General features: G+C 33.9%; 20 protein-coding genes. 12 read left to right on the top strand and 8 right to left on the bottom strand.

Annotation, left to right across the window (positions count from 1 at the left end):
- Positions 1–215 precede the first annotated feature (215 nt).
- Positions 216–2,135, top strand: coding sequence for a sialate O-acetylesterase (locus tag RB619_RS09365; RefSeq protein ID WP_308096705.1), 1,920 nt, complete (start codon positions 216–218; stop codon positions 2,133–2,135).
- Positions 2,136–2,225: 90 nt separating this feature from the next.
- Here RB619_RS09365 and RB619_RS09360 read toward each other — a convergent pair whose 3' ends face one another.
- The 3 genes from RB619_RS09360 to RB619_RS09350 form a co-directional block, all read right to left on the bottom strand.
- The gene (locus RB619_RS09360; RefSeq protein WP_308096703.1) at positions 2,226–2,618 is read right to left on the bottom strand and encodes a hypothetical protein; all 393 of its coding nucleotides are present in this window, start codon (positions 2,616–2,618) and stop codon (positions 2,226–2,228) included.
- 136 nt (positions 2,619–2,754) lie between these two features.
- Positions 2,755–5,994 carry a PAS domain S-box protein gene (locus tag RB619_RS09355; RefSeq protein ID WP_308096702.1) on the bottom strand — a complete coding sequence of 1,080 codons (3,240 nt, stop codon included), beginning with the start codon at positions 5,992–5,994 and terminating at the stop codon, positions 2,755–2,757.
- Between the two features lie 11 nt (positions 5,995–6,005).
- Positions 6,006–6,455 carry a response regulator gene (locus tag RB619_RS09350; RefSeq protein ID WP_308096700.1) on the bottom strand — a complete coding sequence of 150 codons (450 nt, stop codon included), beginning with the start codon at positions 6,453–6,455 and terminating at the stop codon, positions 6,006–6,008.
- Positions 6,456–6,857: 402 nt separating this feature from the next.
- Between RB619_RS09350 and RB619_RS09345 the strand changes: the two genes are divergently transcribed.
- Entirely contained in the window at positions 6,858–7,340 is a 483-nt protein-coding gene (locus RB619_RS09345; protein ID WP_308096698.1) for a nuclear transport factor 2 family protein, read from the top strand.
- A gap of 78 nt (positions 7,341–7,418) precedes the next feature.
- Here RB619_RS09345 and RB619_RS09340 read toward each other — a convergent pair whose 3' ends face one another.
- Positions 7,419–8,522 (bottom strand): hypothetical protein, encoded by a 1,104-nt coding sequence (locus tag RB619_RS09340; RefSeq protein ID WP_308096696.1) that lies wholly within the window; start codon positions 8,520–8,522, stop codon positions 7,419–7,421.
- A gap of 362 nt (positions 8,523–8,884) precedes the next feature.
- Here RB619_RS09340 and RB619_RS09335 point away from each other — a divergent pair, with 362 nt between their 5' ends.
- Together RB619_RS09335 and RB619_RS09330 are read left to right on the top strand one after the other, a co-directional pair.
- Positions 8,885–9,484 carry a murein L,D-transpeptidase catalytic domain-containing protein gene (locus tag RB619_RS09335; RefSeq protein ID WP_308096694.1) on the top strand — a complete coding sequence of 200 codons (600 nt, stop codon included), beginning with the start codon at positions 8,885–8,887 and terminating at the stop codon, positions 9,482–9,484.
- A gap of 72 nt (positions 9,485–9,556) precedes the next feature.
- The gene (locus RB619_RS09330; RefSeq protein ID WP_308096692.1) at positions 9,557–11,158 is read left to right on the top strand and encodes a family 43 glycosylhydrolase; all 1,602 of its coding nucleotides are present in this window, start codon (positions 9,557–9,559) and stop codon (positions 11,156–11,158) included.
- Positions 11,159–11,245: 87 nt separating this feature from the next.
- Here the strand turns inward: RB619_RS09330 and RB619_RS09325 are convergent, their stop codons facing one another.
- Positions 11,246–11,419, bottom strand: coding sequence for a hypothetical protein (locus RB619_RS09325; protein WP_308096690.1), 174 nt, complete (start codon positions 11,417–11,419; stop codon positions 11,246–11,248).
- A 34-nt stretch (positions 11,420–11,453) separates the two neighbouring features.
- Between RB619_RS09325 and RB619_RS09320 the strand changes: the two genes are divergently transcribed.
- The 3 genes from RB619_RS09320 to RB619_RS09310 are packed head-to-tail and all read left to right on the top strand — an operon-like array spanning position 11,454 to position 13,549.
- Positions 11,454–12,050, top strand: coding sequence for a TetR/AcrR family transcriptional regulator (locus RB619_RS09320; RefSeq protein WP_308096688.1), 597 nt, complete (start codon positions 11,454–11,456; stop codon positions 12,048–12,050).
- Between the two features lie 6 nt (positions 12,051–12,056).
- Positions 12,057–12,284 carry a hypothetical protein gene (locus tag RB619_RS09315; protein ID WP_308096686.1) on the top strand — a complete coding sequence of 76 codons (228 nt, stop codon included), beginning with the start codon at positions 12,057–12,059 and terminating at the stop codon, positions 12,282–12,284.
- Positions 12,285–12,301: 17 nt separating this feature from the next.
- Entirely contained in the window at positions 12,302–13,549 is a 1,248-nt protein-coding gene (locus RB619_RS09310) for an MFS transporter (protein WP_308096684.1), read from the top strand.
- Between the two features lie 33 nt (positions 13,550–13,582).
- On the opposite strand, the gene RB619_RS09305 is transcribed toward RB619_RS09310, so the two are convergent.
- From RB619_RS09305 to RB619_RS09295, 3 genes are all read right to left on the bottom strand, one after another.
- Positions 13,583–13,990, bottom strand: coding sequence for a DUF5367 family protein (locus RB619_RS09305; protein ID WP_308096681.1), 408 nt, complete (start codon positions 13,988–13,990; stop codon positions 13,583–13,585).
- Between the two features lie 10 nt (positions 13,991–14,000).
- Entirely contained in the window at positions 14,001–14,828 is an 828-nt protein-coding gene (locus RB619_RS09300) for an NmrA family transcriptional regulator (protein ID WP_308096679.1), read from the bottom strand.
- A 71-nt stretch (positions 14,829–14,899) separates the two neighbouring features.
- On the bottom strand, positions 14,900–15,778 hold the full coding sequence (locus tag RB619_RS09295; protein ID WP_308096677.1) for an AraC family transcriptional regulator: 879 nt from the start codon (positions 15,776–15,778) through the stop codon (positions 14,900–14,902).
- A 548-nt stretch (positions 15,779–16,326) separates the two neighbouring features.
- Between RB619_RS09295 and RB619_RS09290 the strand changes: the two genes are divergently transcribed.
- The 5 genes from RB619_RS09290 (at position 16,327) to RB619_RS09275 (ending at position 21,324) form a co-directional block, all read left to right on the top strand.
- Complete coding sequence (locus RB619_RS09290; RefSeq protein WP_308096675.1) at positions 16,327–17,301, top strand: ribonucleotide-diphosphate reductase subunit beta; 975 nt, start codon at positions 16,327–16,329, stop codon at positions 17,299–17,301.
- Positions 17,302–17,312: 11 nt separating this feature from the next.
- On the top strand, positions 17,313–19,007 hold the full coding sequence (locus RB619_RS09285) for a ribonucleoside-diphosphate reductase subunit alpha (RefSeq protein WP_308096673.1): 1,695 nt from the start codon (positions 17,313–17,315) through the stop codon (positions 19,005–19,007).
- 410 nt (positions 19,008–19,417) lie between these two features.
- Positions 19,418–19,789 carry a sigma factor gene (locus RB619_RS09280; RefSeq protein WP_308096670.1) on the top strand — a complete coding sequence of 124 codons (372 nt, stop codon included), beginning with the start codon at positions 19,418–19,420 and terminating at the stop codon, positions 19,787–19,789.
- 12 nt (positions 19,790–19,801) lie between these two features.
- A complete protein-coding gene (locus RB619_RS21090; RefSeq protein WP_374119689.1) occupies positions 19,802–20,008 on the top strand; it encodes a sigma factor-like helix-turn-helix DNA-binding protein in 207 nt (68 codons plus the stop codon).
- Positions 20,009–20,178: 170 nt separating this feature from the next.
- Positions 20,179–21,324, top strand: coding sequence for a FecR domain-containing protein (locus RB619_RS09275; protein ID WP_308096668.1), 1,146 nt, complete (start codon positions 20,179–20,181; stop codon positions 21,322–21,324).
- Positions 21,325–21,334 lie beyond the last annotated feature (10 nt).

Genomic DNA, 21,334 nt, shown 5'->3' with positions numbered 1-21,334 from the left:
AGCTATCGGGATAGCATCTTTAAAAAGGCATTTCACTTAATAATAATAAACATTGACTATGTGTTAGAAACTAGTTTCTTTCAACTACCTTTTCCCCAAAAAAAAAGAAAAACCTATGTTTCTATGTGTTAAAATATTTTTTCGAATTACACCAGCAGGTTAACTATATTAAAAAAAAGATTTCAAAATTTAAGCAGAAAAATAAATTGTAAAAAATGAGAAAAGTATTAATTCTTATAGGTTTGCTTATTTGCAGCACTATCTATTCTCAAATAAAACTTCCAAGGTTAATTAGCGATGGCATGATTTTGCAGCGCGATATTCCTGTGAAAATTTGGGGATGGGCGGCGCCAAATGAGAAAATTGAAATCATCTTCAATAAAAAAAAGTTTCAGACCACAACTTCGCAAGATGGAAATTGGCAAATTACGTTGCCTTCTCAAAAAGCTGGCGGACCCTATGAAATGACTTTAACAGCAAGCAATATAATTGTTGTCAAGAATATTTTATTTGGTGATGTTTGGCTTTGCTCGGGACAGTCAAATATGGAGCTTCCTATGGATCGTGTAAAAGACAAATACAGTGACGTAATTGCAAAGGCAAATAATTCGGAAATAAGACAATTTTTAGTGCCGGATCAATATGAATTTGCAAAAGAAAATACTGATTTGTCAAGTGGTGAATGGAAAGAAGCAAACGCATCAAATATTTTAAATTTTTCGGCTGTAGCTTATTTTTTTGCAAGCGAAATTTATGCAAAATATAAAATTCCGATAGGATTAATCAACAGCGCTTTAGGAGGTTCTCCGGCTGAATCTTGGCTTAGTGCCGATGCCATTAAAAAATTCCCAGATTATGATGCCGAATATCAGAAATTCAAAGACGGAACTTTAGGGGCACAAATTGAAGCAAACGACAGAAAAATCAGCACCGATTGGTATTCTGAAGTAAATCGTCAAGATGAAGGTTTGAAAAAACAATGGTCAAAAGCCGATTTAGATGATATCGACTGGCCGGTTATGAATATTCCTGGATATTGGGGAGATTATGCTTTAGAGAAAACGAATGGTGCAGTCTGGTTTAGAAAAGAAGTTAATTTATCAAACCTAAAAGCTTCTTCAGCAAAACTGATTTTAGGAAGAATTGTAGATGCCGATTCGGTTTATGTGAATGGGAATTTCGTTGGAACAACTTCTTATTTGTATCCGCCTCGAAAATATTCTTTTGATCCGAAGTTTTTAAAAGAAGGAAAAAATGAAATTGCAATAAGAGTTATTAATAATTCAGGAAAGGGCGGGTTTGTTGAAGATAAACCTTATCAATTGGTTCTTGACAAAGATTCAATTGATTTAAAAGGAGAATGGAAATACAAATTAGGAGTAAAAATGGCGCCTTTGCCACCGTCAACTTTCATTAGATGGAAACCTGTCGGACTTTATAATTCTATGATTGCACCTTTGAAAAATTACGCAATAAAAGGCGTGCTTTGGTATCAAGGAGAATCAAGTACTAAAAAGCCTCAGGAATACGGAGCGCTTATGGAAACATTAATTACAAGTTGGAGAGCAGAGTGGAAGCAAGGTGATTTTCCGTTTTTATTTGTGCAGCTGACTAATTTTATGGAACCAAAAACCGAACCTGCAGAAAGCAATTGGGCTGCGTTGCGACAACAGCAAAAAAATACGTTGGCAGTTCCAAATACCGGAATGGCAGTAACGATTGATTTAGGCGAATGGAATGATATTCATCCTCTAAATAAATATGATGTCGGAAAAAGATTGGCTTTGCAGGCAAGAAAAGTGGTTTATGGAGAAAAAAATATAGTTGCTTCAGGACCTCTTTTTAAATCAATGGAACAAAAAGGGAATCAACTTTTGCTTTCTTTTACTGATACGGGAAGCGGATTAACAGCTAAAAATAACACCAGTCTAAAAGGATTTGAAATTGCTGGAAGCGATGGAAAATTTGTTTGGGCAAGCGCGACTATTGAAGGAAACAAAGTTAAAATTTGGAATGAAAACATTTCGAGACCGACAAAAGTTCGATACGCATGGGCTGATAATCCAGTTGAGGCAAATTTGTATAATAAAGAAGATTTGCCAGCTTCACCTTTTGAAGGAAGTTTAGGTAAATAAAATAAAAAAAAGCAGGATTTCAAAAACCGAAATCCTGCTTTTTCTTTTAAAATTAGAAAAAATTCTTTCTTCTTTATTCTTTATTCTTCACTACTGTGCAATCTTCAAATTCACATCGTTTACAAAAATCAGCGGTTGCATATTGCTCATATTGGTAAGCGATAAAACACCATTTTTGTTTTCATTTACAGCATTTATTTTAAAGCAATATTCATCGCCATCCTTGTCCCTTAACGTTACAAATTCAGTAGTATCGCTTGAATTATTTTGACAGTTGTGTGATATTGTATATTTATACATCACTTTCATAATGTCTTTGTCGTAATTATAAACTTTTCCATCGGGAGTAAAAATCCATTTTGTAGTACGGTTGGTGTTAGAAAACCAATTTCCTAAAATTCGCTTCGACGACGGATCTTGGCTTTGTGCAAAAATTGCTGAAGCAAAAAATAGCAATGGCAGTATAAAAAATAGCTTTTTCATAGTTTTTAAAATTATTAAATCAGTCCGACTAAGCAAGGTGGTATTTCTTGCGAAAATATGATTTTAATTAATTCGGAAAATTAGAGTGTCTATAATTTTCTGTTAAAAAGAATGCTTTATTCTAATGTCAATACAATCATTTTGCAGGAATATAAATATCAAAAGTAGCACCTTTATCTAGTTCTCCAGTTGCAGTAATAATTCCGTTGTGATTGTCCACGATTTTTTTCACAATAGCAAGACCAATTCCCGTTCCTGTATATTCGAGTTTTCCGTGCAAGCGCTGAAAAACCTCAAATATCTTTGCACTATATTGTTGTTCAAAACCAATTCCGTTATCTTCAATTCTAATGTGGCAATAATTGGTTTCAGGATTTAATTTTTCATTGTTTAAAACAGAGCCTTTCGCAATTTCGCTTTTTATTTTTACGATAATTGGATTTTCGGGTTTCGAAAATTTCAATGAATTGCTTACTAAATTGTACAAAAGTTGCCTGAATTGAAACGGAATTATACTTGCTTCGCAATTTTCGGTACTTTCAATCGTCGCATTTTTATTTTCAATTTCTTCTTTTAAATCATCTCTGACTTCGTTGACGATTTTTCCAATATCTGTAATTTCAAAAATTCTTTCCTGAACATTTGTTCTCGAATACGAAAGCAAATCATTGATCAGTGTTTGCATGCGTTGTGCTGCGTTTTGCATTCGCTTAAATTTATCCTTTCCGTAATCAGATAAATTTTCCGATTCTTTTTCCATAATCTGCGTTGCAAAAGTCTGGATTTTGCGCAACGGTTCCTGCAAATCGTGGCTTGAAATATAGGCAAACGACTGAAGCTCTTGATTCATTTTTTCAAGCTCCTTGTTTTTCTGCTCAAGTTCTAATGCATTTAATTTCAGCTTGTCATCGGCAGTTTTTTTCTCTGTCAAGTCATGTGTCATTTTTGAAAAACCAATAACCTGATTTTTTTTATTATGAACAGCTGTAATGGTTACATTTGCCCAAAACAAGGTTCTGTCTTTGCGAACGCGCCATCCTTCGTGGCTTGCTTTTCCTTTTTCAATGGCAAGATTCAATAAAGTCTGAGGAAGATTGTTTTTTCGGTCGGCTTCGGTGTAAAATTCAGAAAAGCTTTTTCCAATAATTTCTTCTGCTTTGTAGCCTTTTATTTTTTGTGCGCCCAGATTCCAATTTTCAATAATTCCTTCATGATTAAGGTATAAAATAGCGTAATCCTGAACTTCTTCAACCATTAAATGATAGCGTTCCTCGCTTTTTATGAGCGATTCATTCATCAGGCTTAATTCTTTGGTTCTTGCCGTTACTTGCTGTTCAAGTTCGTGCGTAAACGCTTTTTCTGTATGAATATCAGTAAATGCATCAACCCATTTTATAATTTTATTTTCTTCGTTTAAAACCGGCTCGCCAATTACGGTATGCCATCTGTATACACCATCATTTCTTCTAATGCGTACATCGCAGCGGTAGGTTTCTCCGGTTTTGAGAGAATGGCTCCAAATTCGGGCATTTTCTTGATAGTCATCTGGATGAATCATGGTTTTCCAAGATTCTTCTCCTTCAGGATAAACTCCGGTATATTCAAACCATTTTCCAGAAGTGAATAGAGAATTCCCATTTTCGTCTGTCTCCCAAATTAATTGCGGAATACTCTCTGCTAAAGAGCGAAAACGTTTCTCACTTTTTTCTAGTTCTTGTTGATATTTTTTTTCGTCTGTAATATCTCTTACAGTTCCCAGCAGTTTTTCTGGATTTCTATTGGCGTCAAAAAATACCTTTCCTTTTGCTTCAACCCAATGAACCGAATTATCTTTCCAGATTACTCGTAATTCATAGTTTATAACTCCAGTAACAAGTGCCTCATTGTACGCCAGATTTCGTATTCCTAAATCATCAGGATGAACGTAGGTAAGAATTTGTTCGTGCGTTAAATTGATATTTTTTTTATTTCCGGTTACAATTTCCAAGTAACGTTGCGAATAATGAACTTGTTTTTCTTTCACATTTAATTCCCAAGTACCAAGTTCGCTGGCTTCTACAATGATTTTCAGCCTTTCTTCATTGAGTTCGATTTTTTTTCTGGCCTCAACTTTTTCGCTTACTTCCGTAACAGTAACGATAATTCCTGAGATTTCGCCATTTTCCTCTTTCAGTGGATTGTAGAGAAAGTCAAAATAAGAAATATCAAGTTTTCCATAACGATTTAAAGGAATCGGAACTTCATTTCCATGAAACGGAATTCCGGTTGTCATTACATCGTTTAACAGTTTGTTTACGCTTTCCTTAACTTCCGGAAGCGAATCAAAAAGTGGTCTTCCAACAAAAGTGCTTTCTTCTCGATCAACAATTTTCAAATAAGCATCATTGGCCATTTCCACCATAAAATCAAAGCCTCGCAAAATGGTAATTCCAACCGGCGCTTGTTTTACAGTATCTCGAAAACGCTTGTCTGCTTCTTCTATTTTTTTTGTGGCAAGATGCAGATCTGTAATTTCTGCAGCAGTATTCATTACGCCATAAATATTTCCGTTTATGTCATAAAGTGGCGTAAAACTGTAATTAAAATAAAAGCTTTCCAGGACGCCTTTCATCGTAATATCGACACGAGCATTTTTATTATGAAAAGCCTCACCAGTTTCAAAAACAGTATTTATTTGCTCAAAAATTGCCTGATTTTCAAGTTCAGGTAAAATCTCGGTATATAATTTTCCAACTACATCATTTCCTTTTCCCCAAACATCCATAATTGCTTGATTGGCAAGTTCAATGCGTTTTTCCCTGCCTGTATATACGCCAATAGGAAAAGGTGCATTTTCTACCAATTGTCTTATCTTCTGCTCACTTTCTTTTACCTTCGACTGTGCTAAAAGCTTTTCATTTTTTTCAGTCGTTTCAATTACAGTTACCAGAATACCGCCAACTTTACCATCTTCTTTTTTTATGGGGCTGTAGGAAAAGTCAAAATAACATTCTTCATCATAGCCGTTTCTGTTCAAAACAACCATAAAATCAGGAAAACCTACCGCTTTTCCGTTCATTACATCTTCAAACATAGGACCAATTGTATCCCAAATTTCTGAAAATGTTTCTCGTGAACTGATTCCTAAAGCGTCAGGATGTTTTGTTGCGCCTAAAATAGGGCGAAAGGCATCATTGTAAATCTGGGTAAAATCATCGCCCCAAGCAATGTACATTCCAAAAGGATTGTTGAGTATTACCGAAGCCATTGTTTGAAGACTTTGAGGCCATAAATCGGGATTGCCTAAAGCCGTTTTGCTCCAATCTTTGGATCGTATTAATTCGCCCATTTCACCACCGTCGGCTAAAAAATAATGTTCCTTGTTTTTATGGCTCATTCCTGAAAAAATTACGGCTGAAGAACAAATTGCTCTCGCGCAGGCTGTTTTAGATTGTTCTCGACAGTTGTAGTCAAAGCGTTGTTGATTACAGTTTTTAGCTTAGAAAATTCGCCGGGTTTTCGTATATAATGTGTTGCTCCTTTTTGGTACATTAAATCAACAATTTCAATATCTAAAGAAGTCGAAAAAATAATAACAGGAAGTGTGTCAAACTCACGTAGTTCTTTGATTTCCTTAAGACATTCATGGCCATTTTTGCGAGGCATATTAAGATCCAGAAAAAGGATATCTGGCAAATTGCTAGGCGAATTGGCTTTTAAATAATCCATTAATTGTACGCCATCATGCACGGTTACAAGAGTTACAGGAAGATCTAATTCGTCAAGTGCTTCTTTAAAAAAAGAGCAATCATCGTCATCATCATCTGCAAGTAAAATATTGTAATGTTGTTTATTCATTTTATAAATGGGGTAAAATTAAATTGAAAGCATATTTGTTGCGAAAAGGAATCTATGATAAATATAAGCCAATGTGCTTCAGTTGTTTTTGATAACGTATTGCCAATTTCTTGTCATTTCAACAGGGCTTTGGTTAATTTATTATCAATAATACGCTTTTTATACTGCTAATATAGCGCTATTTTTTCGACTAAAAATGAATATAGTGCCAATAACTTGCCCTTAAGGTGTAAAAATAGAGACAAAGCGGTAGGGTTTTGTATAAGTTGTTGTAATTCATTAGAATAAAATAAAATGTTTTTTAAAAGCTCAGATATGGGGTTCTAATATTTTTATGCGAAATAACTTGATATTTTAATTTTTATAAGTACTTTTAAGGTATAGTTTTAAATCCTTAAATATATGAAAAACAATCTCTTAAAAGAAATTTTATTGTTAGGTATTTTAACTTCTGTCTTTGCCTGCAATACAAAAAAGGAAGAACCTGTCGTGGTTGATAAAGAAGCCATAAAGAAAGAAATTCAGGCTAAGGAAGATGAATTTGCAGCGGTTTATAATTCAGGAGAAATAAAAAGCATTGGCTACTATGATGACAATGCGATAACTTATTATCAAAATCGTGCACCATTGGTTGGTAAAGCAGCTATTGTAGACTTTTTAAAAGCCGATGCAGTAGCAAATTCGAATAAGATTTCATTTAAAACAACTGAAGTTTTTGTATCGAACGACGGAAACCAAGTTGTAGAAACAGGTGCTTATACCGTAGTGGATTCAACAAATGCGACTCTTTCTACAGGGAATTACTTGAGTTTGTTTGAAAAGAAAGATGGTAAATATGTTTGTGTTAGAGATATGAGTGCTTCTGACACAGCACCTTCTAACTAAAACAAGACATTATATATAAAATAAAAAGTGATTGAATACAATTGTATTCAATCACTTTTTATTTTAATGAGTTTTCTTTTATCGTCTGCGTCCTCCGCCACCACCGCCAAAGCCACCGCCTCCGCCATGAAAGCCACCGCCTCCACCGCTAAAACTGCTTCCGCCTGATCTTGTACGGCCACCGCCTGAATTAAAGTTAGAACTGCGATTTGATGTCGATGGGCGATCAAATGATGAACCTCTATCTGATGTTCCTGCCGAAGGACGATTTACAGATGATCTGTCTGATACTCCAGACCCGCGATTTGCACCTCTGTCAGATGTTCCAGCGGATGGACGGTTTCCAGAACCATTTGACATTCGATTTGATACGCCTGTATTTCCAGCACGATTACCATAGTTTCCATTTCTATTATTATTGGCCACCGTATTGGATCTGTTTCTATTGTTATTATAGTGGTTAATGCTATTTCTGTTGTTATTATTGATGATTACTGTATTACGGCTGTAATGTCCTCCATAATAACCGCCATGATACCAGTTATTATGACGATAAATACCTACTGCAAGAACAGTAAATGCAGCGAAATAAGGAGGATAATATCCATAATAATAAGGAGGATAATAAGGTACGTAAGCCGGTGAATATACATATTGAACTATTGGTGCCGACTCGACCACTACGGTTGTAGCTGGAGCACTTACTGTCACAGGATTAGAACCTTGATAGCCAGGATTTGCAGTAACTGCTGGAGTACTTTTAGGTTCAATTACATAATTTTTACCATAAAGATCTTCATCTCCAACACATTGAATGCTGACTTTTCCGTTTTTATCTTTATTAACTAAAATAACTGCCACATCCTGCGTTTCACTTTTGCTGACTGCATCCTGAAGAACAAATGTGAACGAATTATCTTTTTTTGTTGTAGTGACTTTTATGAAATCTACTTTTTTATCCAGATTTAAATCCAGATTATTAATTCCGGTTTCTTTTTTATTTAACGCTGTTTCAAATTCTTCAATAGTTTTTGACTTTTGAAAAAGTGTCAATACGGCATATAAATCGAGATTATCTCCCGGAAGATTCAAAGCCGGTGCGTCATCTCCCGACTGAGAAAAAACAGATTGGCTTGATAAACTAATCACAACTGCTAAAAAAAAGAATAGAAATTTTTTCATAATGTGTTGATTTATAATTTGCTATATGCAAGTTATATAATATTACGCATATAAAAAAGTATTAGTCTTAAAATTCTTATTGTAATTTGCTTTGAATCAATGTTTTAATTTCGTTTGGATTGTAAGAGAAAAGCGGGTTTAAATAGAGGTGAATCGGAATTAAAAAAGAGGTTGTAACGCCTTATTTTAAAGGTTTTCTTTGCAGTATTTTGATTAAAAATGATTTTATTTAAAGTCTTAATGTGTTGTTTTTTAGTCTTTTGCGGTGTTATTTTTTACAGATCGCCATGATAAATTTGCACCAAAATAAAAACGGTTTTTTGTAAAAAGCTGTTTGGTGTAAATTTTAAAATACCACTTTTATGAAAATTTTTAATTTCATCGTATTCCTTTCAATATCATTTTTTGGAACTCCAAAAACAATAACAGGCAAAGAAAACTGGACAACCTCAGATATTGAACGATTTAATAAGCAGCTTGAAGAAGTAAAAGAAAAGATAAAGACCAATCCTTATTATAATACCAAAATCGCTTTTTTTATCGACATGAAAATCAAATCAGGAAAAAATAGATTTTTTGTTTATGATTTGGAAAATGATAAAATTTTAGACGAAGGACTTGTCGCCCACGGTTGCGGGTCTGAAACTGGAATTGCAGGAAATTTAAAGTTCAGCAACGAAGCCAATTCTAACGCGACGTCACTTGGCAGTTGTGCGATTGGAAAATCATATAAAGGAATATTCGGAAAAGCGTATCGTTTATCGGGTTTAGACGAAACAAACAGTAATGTTTTAAAACGAGCCGTCGTTTTGCATTCCTATTCTGCAGTTCCAGAACAGGAGCAGGATTATTATATTTCTCGAAGCCACGGTTGCCCAATGGTTAATGAAGCATTTTTTAAGAGACTAGAAAAAATAATAGATGGTTCAAAATCCAGTATTCTCTTAAATATCTATTATTAAGCAGGATAGTGCATGACGCAAAGTTTTTTGTTATTGGATAATTTTATTACGAACTAACTAACCGTAATAAATATGAAAATTCAAAAATGGTATTCCTTAAGCGTTATTCTTGTATTGCTTTGTTTCGGAATACCAAATAAAACTATCGCGCAGTATCAAACAATCAAAAATGATATTTTTTGGAATACCAAAGATGGAAAACCGTTAAACAGCCAAGGCGGCGGTATATTTAAATTTCCTGATCCAAAAACCGGCAAACAAAAATATTATTGGTACGGCGTAGAATATGTTGAAGCCAATCAATATCGTGCCGATCCTTCTATAACATTGCCAAATGCAACTTTTGAAGCCGTTACCTGCTACAGTTCAACCGATTTTGTGAATTGGACTTTTGAAAAAAATGTTTTGACCAAAGATAAAGTCAATCAAAATGGGAAAACTTGGGTGGGTCGTTTGGGTGTTGCTTTTGTCAAAGAAATCAGTAAATACGCGATGTTTGTGCAACACGGAAGTGAAGTCTTGATTGCACTTTCAGATTCGCCAACAGGTGAATTTATCTGGCATCAGAAAATAAACATGGAAAAAATGATTGGTACAAGCAATACAGGCGATCAAACCGTTTTTACTGATGAAGATACCGGAAAATCGTATTTGATTTACTCCTACGGAAGAGGAAGAAATAAAATTTACGTTTCTGAAATTGGAATGAAAGACGGAAAAGTAAACCTTTTAGACTGCACAGAAATTTTTAAAGGCGAAAGCAGAGAAGGAAATTGTATGTTCAAATACAAAAACAGCTATTACATGTATGCTTCAAATATTTATGGCTGGGACGGTTCGTTTGCGTATTATTTAGTTGCCGATGATATTCGTGGTCCATATCTTCCAACGAATGAAATGTTGGTTACAAACGGTTCTTCTGAAGATTTCGCACATGTTTCACAGACTGGTTTTTTCTTTTCTGTAAAAGGAAGCAAACAGGAAACAATTGTGTTTTGTGGTGATCGCTGGTCTGATTTTGCCGGAAACGGTTTAGGATATAATCAATGGTGTCCCCTTTCTTTTGATGGAAAAACACCTTATTTCAATTCATTAAGTGCTTGGGAATTAGATGCGAAAACAGGAAACTGGAAAGTAAACAAAGAAAATAATTATGTAAAAAACGGCAGTTTTGAAGCCGACCGCCGACATATTCCGAGTCCTGTAAAACCAGTACAAATTCAGTTGACAGGCTGGGCAAGCGAAGTTATTGAAGGAAATAAAATAAGTTTAGACACGCTTACTTCGCCAGTTTTAAATCATTTTAATACACAATATGAAAGAAAAATTGTAATTGGTGAAAAGAGTTTGAATATCAGTGATAAAATTAATTTTAAACGAAAAGTATTTCAAAGCATAACATCGTCACCCTATGTAAAATTGGAAGACGGATCATATACTTTAACCGCTAAAATCAAAAACAGCGCCGGATTTGATAATCTTGAAGTTTACGCAGAAAGCAATAATAAAAAATTTCAGTTTGCTATAAAAGAGGAAAATACAGAGTGGAAAACAATCGTGATAAATAATATCGCTATAAAAGGAGGAAAGGCCGAAGTTGGTTTTCTGGCTGACGGGAAAGCAAAATCTTTTTGTCTCGTAGATGATGTTTCGTTGGTGAGAAGTGGGAAATGAGAATAAAGATGAAAGAAGCAAGAAGCAAGAGGCAAGATGTTTAAAATAAGAACTTAAGAAGAAGATAATTTATTTGTTTAGTGTTTTTTAAAGTCTGTAGGCGTTTAGTTTACAGACTTTTTTTATGATTTTTTTTTGGGAGAAATCAATTTCACAACTTTCAGGATTCAGCATTTCTTCAAATCTTGCTTCTTGCTTCTTGCTTCTTTTTTCTAAATAAAAATCTTCAATAAAAAAAACAATAAATAAAAAAGCGTTCATTCATTTATTATTTTATCTTTGCAAAAAAAAAGCTATGAGAGTTAGAGATATCGATAAAGAAAAACTGGTTATAAAGACTGCTATTGACCAGATTGTACAGGAAGGATTTCAAGGTTTCAGCATGAATAAATTGGCGAAAGCCTGTTCGATTTCAGTTGGTACGCTCTATATTTATTATGCTGATAAAGATGATTTAATTCAAAAAATTGGGGCCAGTATGGCCTTAAAGTTTTTTAAAAGCACCATAAAAGACTTTTCGCCCGACATGTCATTTGAAGAAGGTTTGTGGAAACAATGGGAAAACCGCGCCAGCTTTACTATGAAATACCCTAAAGAAGTTGCCTTTTTTGAGATCATCAAACATTCTCCACATGGAGAAATCATATTGGATTCGATTGAAGAGTTTGCCGATTTTAGAACCATTATGAAAGATTTTATAAATAATGCGCTTCGAAACAAAGAACTTCTCCCAATGAGTTTTGAGGCATTTTGGTGTGTGGCTTATGGACCTCTTTATACAATGCTGAACATGCACACTGAAGGAAAAAGCATGGGAGGTAAACCATTTGTTCTTACAAAAGAAATTATGAAAGAAGCTTTTAAATCAACAGTTAAAGGCTTAAAACCATGAAAAATTATGGAAACAGATTTAAACACAATACATATTTTTAAAACTAATATTGGAACAGTAGATTCTAATTCTGTCGCGCATAAAATACTAAGCAGTCATCCTGAAATTCAACAATGGAGTATTGACTGCGAAGATGTTGACTGCGTTCTTCGTGTGGTTTCAGAAACACTTAAACCTCAGGAAATTGTTAAACTAATTCGTGATTTTGGGCATGCGTGCCAGGAATTGTCGTAAATAAAATATATAAATTAATGGAAAAAACTACCATAGAAAGCCCCGCTTTTACTTCTCATCAAAAAATTATTATTGCCATACTGGCGCTTTTACAGTTTACTGTAATATTAGACTTTGTCGTGATTTCTCCCCTTGGAGATATATTAATGAAAAAGCTGACGATGACGACTTCAGATTTTGGTTTTGCTGTTTCTGCTTATGCTTTTAGCGCAGGAATTTCTGGACTTTTAGCTGCTGGTTTTGCAGATAAATTCGATAGAAAAAAACTACTGATTTTCTTCTATATCGGATTTATTATCGGAACTGTTTTTTGTGCTTTTTCTTCAAGTTATCATATGTTGCTTATGGCACGTATTTTTACAGGACTTTTTGGCGGCGTAATTGGCTCTATTTCATTGGCTATTGTAACCGATTTATTTATGATTCAGCAACGTGGTCGTGTAATGGGATTTATTCAAATGGCATATGCATCAAGTCAAATTCTTGGAGTACCGGCTGGATTATTTTTTGCTAATCATTGGGGTTGGCATTCGACCTTTATCATGATTGCGGTTTTAGCTCTATTAATTCTGGCAGCAGTTTTAACGCAATTGCCGGCAATTACAAAACACTTGGAAATACAATCAGACAAAAGCCCATTTTTGCACTTGTGGCATACATTAAGTAACAGACAATACCAAATTGGGTTTATGGCGATTGCTTTTCTTTCGATAGGAGGTTTTATGTTGCAGCCTTTTGGAAGCGCTTTTTTAGTAAATAATATTCATATCAGTCAGGAAGAATTACCTATGGTGTTTTTCTTTACAGGTCTTTCAGTGTTATTTGTTATGCCACTTATTGGAAAATTAAGTGACAAAATAAGCAAGTTCAAATTATTCGCCGCAGGATCTATTCTGTCAATCATTATGATTTTGATTTATACTAATTTAAGTCCGATTCCGCTTTGGCAGATTGTTGCCTTAAATATGATTTTGTTTATGGGAATAATGAGCCGAATGATTCCGGCAACAACATTAAATACTGCCATTCCGGACATGAAAGATCGTGGCGCGTATATGTCTATTACTTCGTCACTGCAGCAAATTGCTGGTGGAATAGGAGCTGTTTCTGCGGGATTTATTGTACACCAGCAAACAAAAACCTCTCCTTTAGAGCATTATGATATTTTAGGATATGTTGTTGCAGTTGTTACTTCTCTGAGTATATTACTAATTTATAAAGTAAGTCAATTAGCGAAAAGCAAAGTAAAAGACGCTAATCTTTAATTTGAATATTAGGATAAAACAAAAGCTTGTTCTCTAAGAGACAAGCTTTTTTGTTTTACTGTTAAATGTGTTTTTTTTCTTCCAATAAAAATAAACTGAAAGTGCATTTATAGTTGCCAAAATCCATAAAATAGGACTGCTGAAAAAGCTGTAATAACTTCTCCCATTTGGAATTTCGACAAAAGGAACGGTGATCAAAATGTCCAAAATTAAAGCGGTTAGTGACATTACAATTCCAAGTAATAAACCATTGGTTTCTACTACTTTTTTATAATAGATTTTTGCTCCAATAATGGCAAAAAAAACAATTCCGAACATTACTAAAATTGCCTGAATCAAGAAATGATCTTTTATAAACGGAATTAAGCCTAAAATATAAAACGAAAAACTCACAGAAATCCAGACAATTAAGCCAGAAAAAATTGCTCTAAAATAATTCATCTGTAGAGTCTTAAGAATTCCAAATTCCGGTTTTGGCGGTTTCTTTCGCGTAAGCGGAAAAATCTTTTGCTTTTCGGCCCAAAACTTTTTCAATATCAGAAGTAATATGCGAATTTCTTCCATCTAAAACTTCTTCAAAAAGATAATTCACAAGCCAAATGTGATCTTCAGGAACTTGGTATTCTTTTAGCATCTGCGTATATTCTTCTAAAGATAAACCTTGAAAAGTAATATTTCTGCCACTCGCTTCGGCAATTGTGTTTACGGCTTCTTTAAAAGTCAATAATCTTGGTCCGGTCAATTCGTAGGTTTTTGAATTATGATTTTCATCTAAAAGCGATTCCAAAACAACATCAGCAATATCATCGGCATCGGTAAAAGGTTCAAGTGCTTCGGCTCTCGGCAAAGCGACGATTCCGGCTAAAATTGGTTCTAGAAAAATGCTTTCGCTAAAGTTTTGATTGAACCAGCTTGCACGTACAATCGTCCAGTTTTTAGCATTTTCTTTTACGATTTCTTCGCAAAGTTGTGCTTCTTTTTCGCCTCTTCCTGATAATAAAACTATTTTTTGAACTCCGATTTTTGTTGCTAAAACGGTAAATTTCTCAATAGTTTCGACTGCCGAAGGAATGGCTAAATCAGGCTGAAATGTTACATAAACAATCTCAATATCCTTCAAGACATTTTCCCAGGTTTCTGGTTTTTCCCAATCAAAAGGAATTTTCTCATTTCGTGAACCTAAACGAATTTCGACATCTGGATTATTTTTCAATCTTTCGATTACTCTGCGCCCCGTTTTCCCATTGGAACCCAAGACTAAAATTTTCTTTTTGCTCATATCAATATTTTTTAAAAGATTACTGATACAAAGTTGATTACATTAAAAAAGAATCGTTTGTCCCAAAAGAATTATGATTTGTCTGAAAGGAATTGAAGGCGAACTTCATTCGGGCGCATGCCGAATTTTTTATGAAAAGCATTCGAAAAAGAACTCAGACTTTCATAACCAACTTCCCACGCAGCTTCTTGAACGGTTTTTTCGCTTTCGCGGAGTAGTTCATACGCTTTATGAAGGCGTTCTTCCTGAACATATTTGAAAACAGGAATCCCGAAAAGTTCTTTAAAATTCTTTTTCAGTTTACTGCTGTTCAATCCCACCATTTGAGATAATTGTGTAATTGAGGGCGGTTTAGAAAAATTATTGGTTACAATTTCCTTTGCTTTAAAGAGTTTGTTTTTATCAATTTCCGAAAAATCAATTTTAGAGTCGGTGCTTAAAAGAGCAAAAAAATGTGCTAAAAGTTCGTTGATCTGACTTCTTAAAAATAACAATCGTGTATTTCCGGAGTAAGTTGTGTTGAAGATTTTTTGAACTGCTAATTGCATATCCAGCGTCATATAATAAGATGGGCCTTTTACAAAATGTTCCTTCGGATTTAATAATTCCGGAAGGTGTTTTTCAAAAATCTCTTTTTCGGCCTCAGGTAGCGAATTTAGATGTTTCGGTTTGGTGAAAATACTGATGGATTGCAAAGGTTTGTCGGGTTCAATTTTATGTGAGAATTCGACTTTCTGATTTCCAAAAAAACAGATGGCCAAACCGGTAGTATTTGTCAAATATTTTGTCTGATCATTATGTTTAATTTCTAACTCGACATTGCCAGATCCATAAAATGCAAATCCAACTGCGTCGCCGTCGATTTCGCATTTCTGAACAATAGTTTTTGTCGTATTTGATTGTTCTATTAAAACAATAAAATCATTCAATTCTATAATATCGGTTGTCATTTTGTTTGTTGTGTCTTTTAAAATTGTTTAAGCGAAAATGCTCATTTTTGTTTCTTTCTTAAGATTTATAAACTTGAGTTTAAACAATTCTTAAATTGTATAAAATGTTTAAAATTAATTAATTAGTTTGATTTTGACAATTTGGTTTTTTTGAATCTCAAACTTTTTGAGTGCTTAAATAAGACTGTAAATTTCTTTTTTTGTAACAGTTTTTCAGACAAAATGTTGCTCTTTTTTGAGTTTGCTGTTGATAACCTTTTTTTTAAATCAACGAATGAATGCGCTTTTTTCTGTTGACAACTCTATTTAGATTTAGTATAAATAACTGATATTTCGAGCAGTATGAAATTTTTTGTACCTGTTGATAACTACTTTTTTTGGCGTTCAAAATGAGACTTTTTTGCTGTTGATAATTGCTTTTATTTTTAACATGAAAACGAAAGTAAAACAAAAATGTCTGGCTTAAATTTGTAAGTAACGAGATGTCAAAATACCTCCCAAATCGGCATTTCGAATCCTTAATTTGTCACCATTAAATATTTTATATTATGTCTATTTTCGATAAAAGAATCAATTATAAGCCGTTTGAATATCCGGAGGTATTGCAATTTACAGAAGCCATTAATAAAGCGTACTGGGTTCATACTGAGGTTGATTTTACTGCAGATACGCAGGATTTTCATTCGCATTTAAATGTAGCCGAAAAAACCGCTATAAAAAACAGTCTTTTGGCAATTGCTCAAATTGAAGTTGCGGTAAAAAGTTTTTGGGGAAATATTTACGAGCATTTTCCAAAACCGGAATTTAATGGTCTCGGAACTACTTTTGCTGAATGTGAATTTAGACATTCTGAAGCGTATTCTCGTTTGCTGGAGGTTTTAGGTTATAATGATGAATTCGAAAAATTACTAGACGTTCCTGTAATCCGCAAGCGTGTTGATTATCTTTCAGATGTTTTAAAAGATACGCGTTCGCAGGATAATAAAAAATATATGGTGTCGCTGATTTTGTTCAGCATTCTAATCGAAAATGTTTCGCTTTTTAGTCAGTTTGCGATTTTGCTATCGTTTACAAGATTCAAAGGCTATATGAAAAATGTGAGCAATATTATTGCGTGGACTTCAATCGACGAACAGATTCACGCGAATGGTGGAATTTTTATCATAAATAAAATTCGCGAGGAATTTCCAGATTATTTTGATGATGCGACTTTATTGTCGATTAGAGATACGGTTAAACATTCAATTAGTGTAGAATCGGATATTTTAGACTGGATTTTTGAAGATGGCGAAATTGAAAGTATCAATAAAACGGATCTGGTTAATTTCATGAAATTTAGATTGGACGAAAGTCTAAAACAAATTGGAATTCCGACTGTTTTTGATGTTTCGATAGAAGATTACAGAGCAATGTCATGGTTTGAAGAAGAAGTTTTTGCAAACAGTCTTGATGATTTTTTTGCAAAAAGACCGGTAGAATATACCAAACATGATAAAAGTATTACAGCAAACGACCTCTTCTAAACTGAAAAAAAATGAATACAATAGATATAAACCAAGAAAGCGTTCCGATGAGCGAAGCTGGAAATAAAATGTGGTGGAAAAACTCTGAAAGTGAGCAAATATTAAACCGCGGCTATCTTTTAAAAGGAGAAACGGTTGAAGGTGCAATTGACAGAATTTGTACCGCTGCAGCAAAAAGACTTTATAAACCGGAACTAAAAGATTCTTTTGTAGAAATGATTGAACGCGGCTGGATGAGCATCAGTTCGCCGGTTTGGGCGAATATGGGTACAGAGCGTGGTTTGCCAATTTCTTGTTTTAATGTTCACGTTCCAGACGAAATCGAAGGAATTACACATAAATTAGGTGAAGTAATCATGCAGACCAAAATTGGTGGAGGAACATCTGGATATTTTGGAGAATTACGCGAAAGAGGAAGCGCCGTAACAGATAACGGAAAGAGTAGTGGTGCAGTAAGTTTTATGAAACTTTTTGATACTACAATGGACACGATTTCGCAAGGTGGCGTTCGTCGTGGCGCGTTTGCAGCATATTTAGATGTAGATCACCCAGATATTGAAGAATTTTTGAAGATTAAAAGCATCGGAAATCCAATTCAGAATTTGTTTACCGGAATCTGCGTACCCGATTATTGGATGCAGGAAATGATTGACGGCGATGTTGAAAAACGCCAAATTTGGGCAAAAGTTTTAGAAAGCCGTCAGCAAAAAGGTTTGCCTTATATTTTCTTTAGCGATAATGTAAATAAAAACAAACCTCAGGTTTATAAAGATAAAAATCTGCGAATTAACGCCAGCAATTTGTGCAGTGAAATTATGCTTCCGTCTGATTTTGACGAATCGTTTATTTGCTGTCTTTCGTCAATGAATCTGGAGCTTTATGAAGAATGGAAAGATACTGAAGCGGTAAAATTAGCGATCTTTTTCTTAGATGCCGTTTTACAGGAATTTATCGAAAAAACAGAAGGAAACTACTATCTTTCTGCAGCCAATAAATTTGCAAAAAGACACCGTGCTTTAGGTTTGGGCGTTTTAGGATGGCATTCGTATTTGCAAAAAAATATGATTCCGTTTGAAGGTTTGGAAGCCAAAATGAAAACGACAGAAATCTTTAAGCATATAAGCGACAAAGCCGATAAAGCAACGCAAGATTTAGCCCGAATTTACGGCGAACCTGAATTGCTTAAAGGTTATGGAAGACGTAATACTACGACAATGGCAATTGCGCCTACAACCTCTTCATCGGCAATTTTGGGACAGACTTCTCCGGGAATTGAACCTTTCAGCAGTAATTATTACAAAGCAGGTTTGAGCAAAGGAAATTTTATGCGAAAAAATAAATATCTGAAAAAATTATTAGAAGAAAAAGGTCTTGACAACGAAGAAGTTTGGCGTGGGATTATGCTGAACGGAGGAAGCGTTCAACATATGGAACAGCTTTCGCAAACCGAAAAAGATGTTTTTAAAACCTTCAAAGAAATAAGCCAGCTTGAAATTGTACAACAAGCAGCAATTCGTCAAAAATTTGTGGATCAGGGACAAAGTTTAAACCTGAATATTCCAGCAGAATTGCCAATAAAAGAAGTAAACCGTTTAATGATCGAATCATGGCAACTCGGAATTAAAAGTTTGTATTACCAAAGAAGCCAGAGTGTATCTAAAGAACTGGTTACAAGTCTCGTGAGTTGCAGCAGTTGTGAATCTTAAAAAATATAAAAATCGGAAGTGTTTCTTCCGATTTTTTTTTGCAAAAAAGATATCAAATTGAACAGTAAAATTTCGAGGAAAGCTTTTTTTATTAATTTATAAAGATGGGTTTTTTCAAATTTATGATTTAAGAAATTGGCTACGTCATTTTTGAAATAATTCATAAAAATTCGAATTTTTCTTAAGATCAACCTCTTTGATAAATCCATTTTTAAACTCTGAAAAATTATGTAAAGTCAAATTTTTTAGATTACAAAGCGGTTAATATTATCAAATTTTTAAGTAAAAAAGTTTTTTGTAAGAATAATTTAATGTTTTTTATTAAAGAACAAAGACAAGAGCAAATTAGGATTATTGGATAATATTATTAAGTTTGTTGCGAATTATTCAATTTCTCTAAAGCAAAAAAATTGTCATTACCCTTATTAAATCAGGATAAAATTTTAATCGATCGTCTTCGCACCGGAGATGAATCGGCTTTGACAGAATTGTATAATACTTTTTGGCAGGCTCTCTTTATGTCGGCCTATAATGTCATTAAAGACAAAGAATTGTGCGAAGATATTATTCAGGATATATTTTTGAATATTTGGACAAATCGAGAAAAATTGGAAATTCATATTTCTTTAAAAGGATATATGTACGCTTCTGCGCGTTATCAAGTTTTTAATCATTTAAGAAAAAACAAAGACAAAGTTAAAGTCGAACTTTTTGATGATTTAGAAAAACGTTTTCAACACACAACGCCAGAAACGGAGCTAATGCATGAAGAATTGGTGTAACAGCTTAACTTAATTATCGAAACACTTCCAGAGAAATGCCAAGCTGTTTACAAACTCAGCAGAGAAGAACAGTTAAGCCATAAAGAAATTGGAGAAAGACTTAATATTTCAACCAAAACGGTTGAAAATCATATTACAAAAGCGCTTCACACCATTCGTTTATCAATGGGAAGTTCTTTGGGTGTTGCAATGGTTTTTTGGCTTTCTAAAAATTTATAGAAAGTCTTAAAATGATTACCGATTATAAGTCTATACCGTTGAATTTTCTCTTATGCGACGGGGCTTTTCTTAAAAAAGTAAAAAAAATCAAAAAAAATACAATTTGGACTAGGGGGTAAATGTCTTTTTAGATACTTACTTAATATACTCCCGCATTAATAATAAAAAAAATGAAAAAAGAAGAATTCTTAACGTTATTAAACAGATATCTTTCTGGCGATACTAATCGGGAGGAGAGTAAAAAATTACTTCATTTTTACGAAAGTTTCCAGACTGCAGCAGAATGGGATGAAAGCTTAGGATCAAAAGAAGAAATGCAACATAAAATGCTTCACAGAATTCAGACAGCAATAAAAGCTGACGAAACAGAAGTTATTCCGTTACGACCTTTTTACACCAGAACAAGTTTTAGAGTTGCGGTTGCAGCATCAGTTGCTATGTTGATTTCAATTTCTTTATTATTCAATACAGCCAAAAACGCAAAAAACAATATTCCTGCAGTTGCCAATAAAAATATTTTGATAGGAACTGATAAAGCCACTTTGACTTTAGAAGACGGATCTGTGATTGCATTGGAAAAAGGAAAAGGCTACGCAACAGGAAATGCATCAAGCAATGGCGAAAAATTAATTTATAATGCCAAAAATAATCCTGTAGCAATTGCAAACAATTTTTTAACAATTCCGAGAGGAGGGCAGTTTTTTGTTCAATTGGCAGATAGTACGAGAGTTTGGCTGAATTCAGAATCGCAGTTAAAATATCCTGTCGCTTTTGTTGACGGCGAAACCAGACAAGTCGAGCTGCTTTATGGAGAAGCGTATTTTGAAGTGTCACCAAGTACAAAACACAAAGGTTCTAAGTTTAAAGTGAAAACTCAAATGCAAAATGTCGAAGTTATTGGTACTGAATTTAATATCAAGGCTTATAAAGACGAAAATACAATTTACACCACATTAGTAAAAGGAAAAGTAGCTGTGAGCAATGCGGCAAACAAAGAAATTTTAGCACCAAATGAACAGTCTAGAATTGGCAAAAGCGATGATCGCATTGCAATTTCTGAAGTCGATGTTTACAACGAAATTTCATGGAGAAAAGGTTTGTTTGTTTTTAAAGGAATGCCATTAAGAGATATCGCGAAAGTATTGTCAAGATGGTATGATACTGATATTGAATTTGCAGATTCGACTCTTGGTAATGTAAAATTCAATGGAGTTTTGAATAAAAATCAAAAATTAGAAGACATATTGACCACGATCAAGAATATTAATTTCATTAATGCCTATGAGAAAAAAGACAATAAGATTATAATAAAATAAAAAGAAAAGG

The sequence above is a fragment of the Flavobacterium sp. LHD-80 genome (genome assembly GCF_030929605.1).
Classification (GTDB): domain Bacteria; phylum Bacteroidota; class Bacteroidia; order Flavobacteriales; family Flavobacteriaceae; genus Flavobacterium.
This window is presented reverse-complemented; position numbering and strand designations above follow the sequence as displayed.

Excerpts from the sequence above, each read along its gene's own strand:
- RB619_RS09355 (WP_308096702.1), bottom strand. The coding sequence starts at position 5,994 with ATGAGCCATAAAAACAAGGAACATTATTTTTTAGCCGACGGTGGTGAA.
- RB619_RS09340 (WP_308096696.1), bottom strand. The coding sequence starts at position 8,522 with ATGAAAAAATTTCTATTCTTTTTTTTAGCAGTTGTGATTAGTTTATCA.
- RB619_RS09300 (WP_308096679.1), bottom strand. The coding sequence starts at position 14,828 with ATGAGCAAAAAGAAAATTTTAGTCTTGGGTTCCAATGGGAAAACGGGG.
- RB619_RS09335 (WP_308096694.1), top strand. The coding sequence starts at position 8,885 with ATGAAAATTTTTAATTTCATCGTATTCCTTTCAATATCATTTTTTGGA.
- RB619_RS09305 (WP_308096681.1), bottom strand. The coding sequence starts at position 13,990 with ATGAATTATTTTAGAGCAATTTTTTCTGGCTTAATTGTCTGGATTTCT.
- RB619_RS09315 (WP_308096686.1), top strand. The coding sequence starts at position 12,057 with ATGGAAACAGATTTAAACACAATACATATTTTTAAAACTAATATTGGA.
- RB619_RS09295 (WP_308096677.1), bottom strand. The coding sequence starts at position 15,778 with ATGACAACCGATATTATAGAATTGAATGATTTTATTGTTTTAATAGAA.
- RB619_RS09365 (WP_308096705.1), top strand. The coding sequence starts at position 216 with ATGAGAAAAGTATTAATTCTTATAGGTTTGCTTATTTGCAGCACTATC.
- RB619_RS09325 (WP_308096690.1), bottom strand. The coding sequence starts at position 11,419 with ATGAACGCTTTTTTATTTATTGTTTTTTTTATTGAAGATTTTTATTTA.
- RB619_RS09345 (WP_308096698.1), top strand. The coding sequence starts at position 6,858 with ATGAAAAACAATCTCTTAAAAGAAATTTTATTGTTAGGTATTTTAACT.
- RB619_RS09350 (WP_308096700.1), bottom strand. The coding sequence starts at position 6,455 with ATGAATAAACAACATTACAATATTTTACTTGCAGATGATGATGACGAT.
- RB619_RS09360 (WP_308096703.1), bottom strand. The coding sequence starts at position 2,618 with ATGAAAAAGCTATTTTTTATACTGCCATTGCTATTTTTTGCTTCAGCA.
- RB619_RS09310 (WP_308096684.1), top strand. The coding sequence starts at position 12,302 with ATGGAAAAAACTACCATAGAAAGCCCCGCTTTTACTTCTCATCAAAAA.
- RB619_RS09330 (WP_308096692.1), top strand. The coding sequence starts at position 9,557 with ATGAAAATTCAAAAATGGTATTCCTTAAGCGTTATTCTTGTATTGCTT.
- RB619_RS09320 (WP_308096688.1), top strand. The coding sequence starts at position 11,454 with ATGAGAGTTAGAGATATCGATAAAGAAAAACTGGTTATAAAGACTGCT.
- RB619_RS09275 (WP_308096668.1), top strand. The coding sequence starts at position 20,179 with ATGAAAAAAGAAGAATTCTTAACGTTATTAAACAGATATCTTTCTGGC.
- RB619_RS09290 (WP_308096675.1), top strand. The coding sequence starts at position 16,327 with ATGTCTATTTTCGATAAAAGAATCAATTATAAGCCGTTTGAATATCCG.
- RB619_RS09285 (WP_308096673.1), top strand. The coding sequence starts at position 17,313 with ATGAATACAATAGATATAAACCAAGAAAGCGTTCCGATGAGCGAAGCT.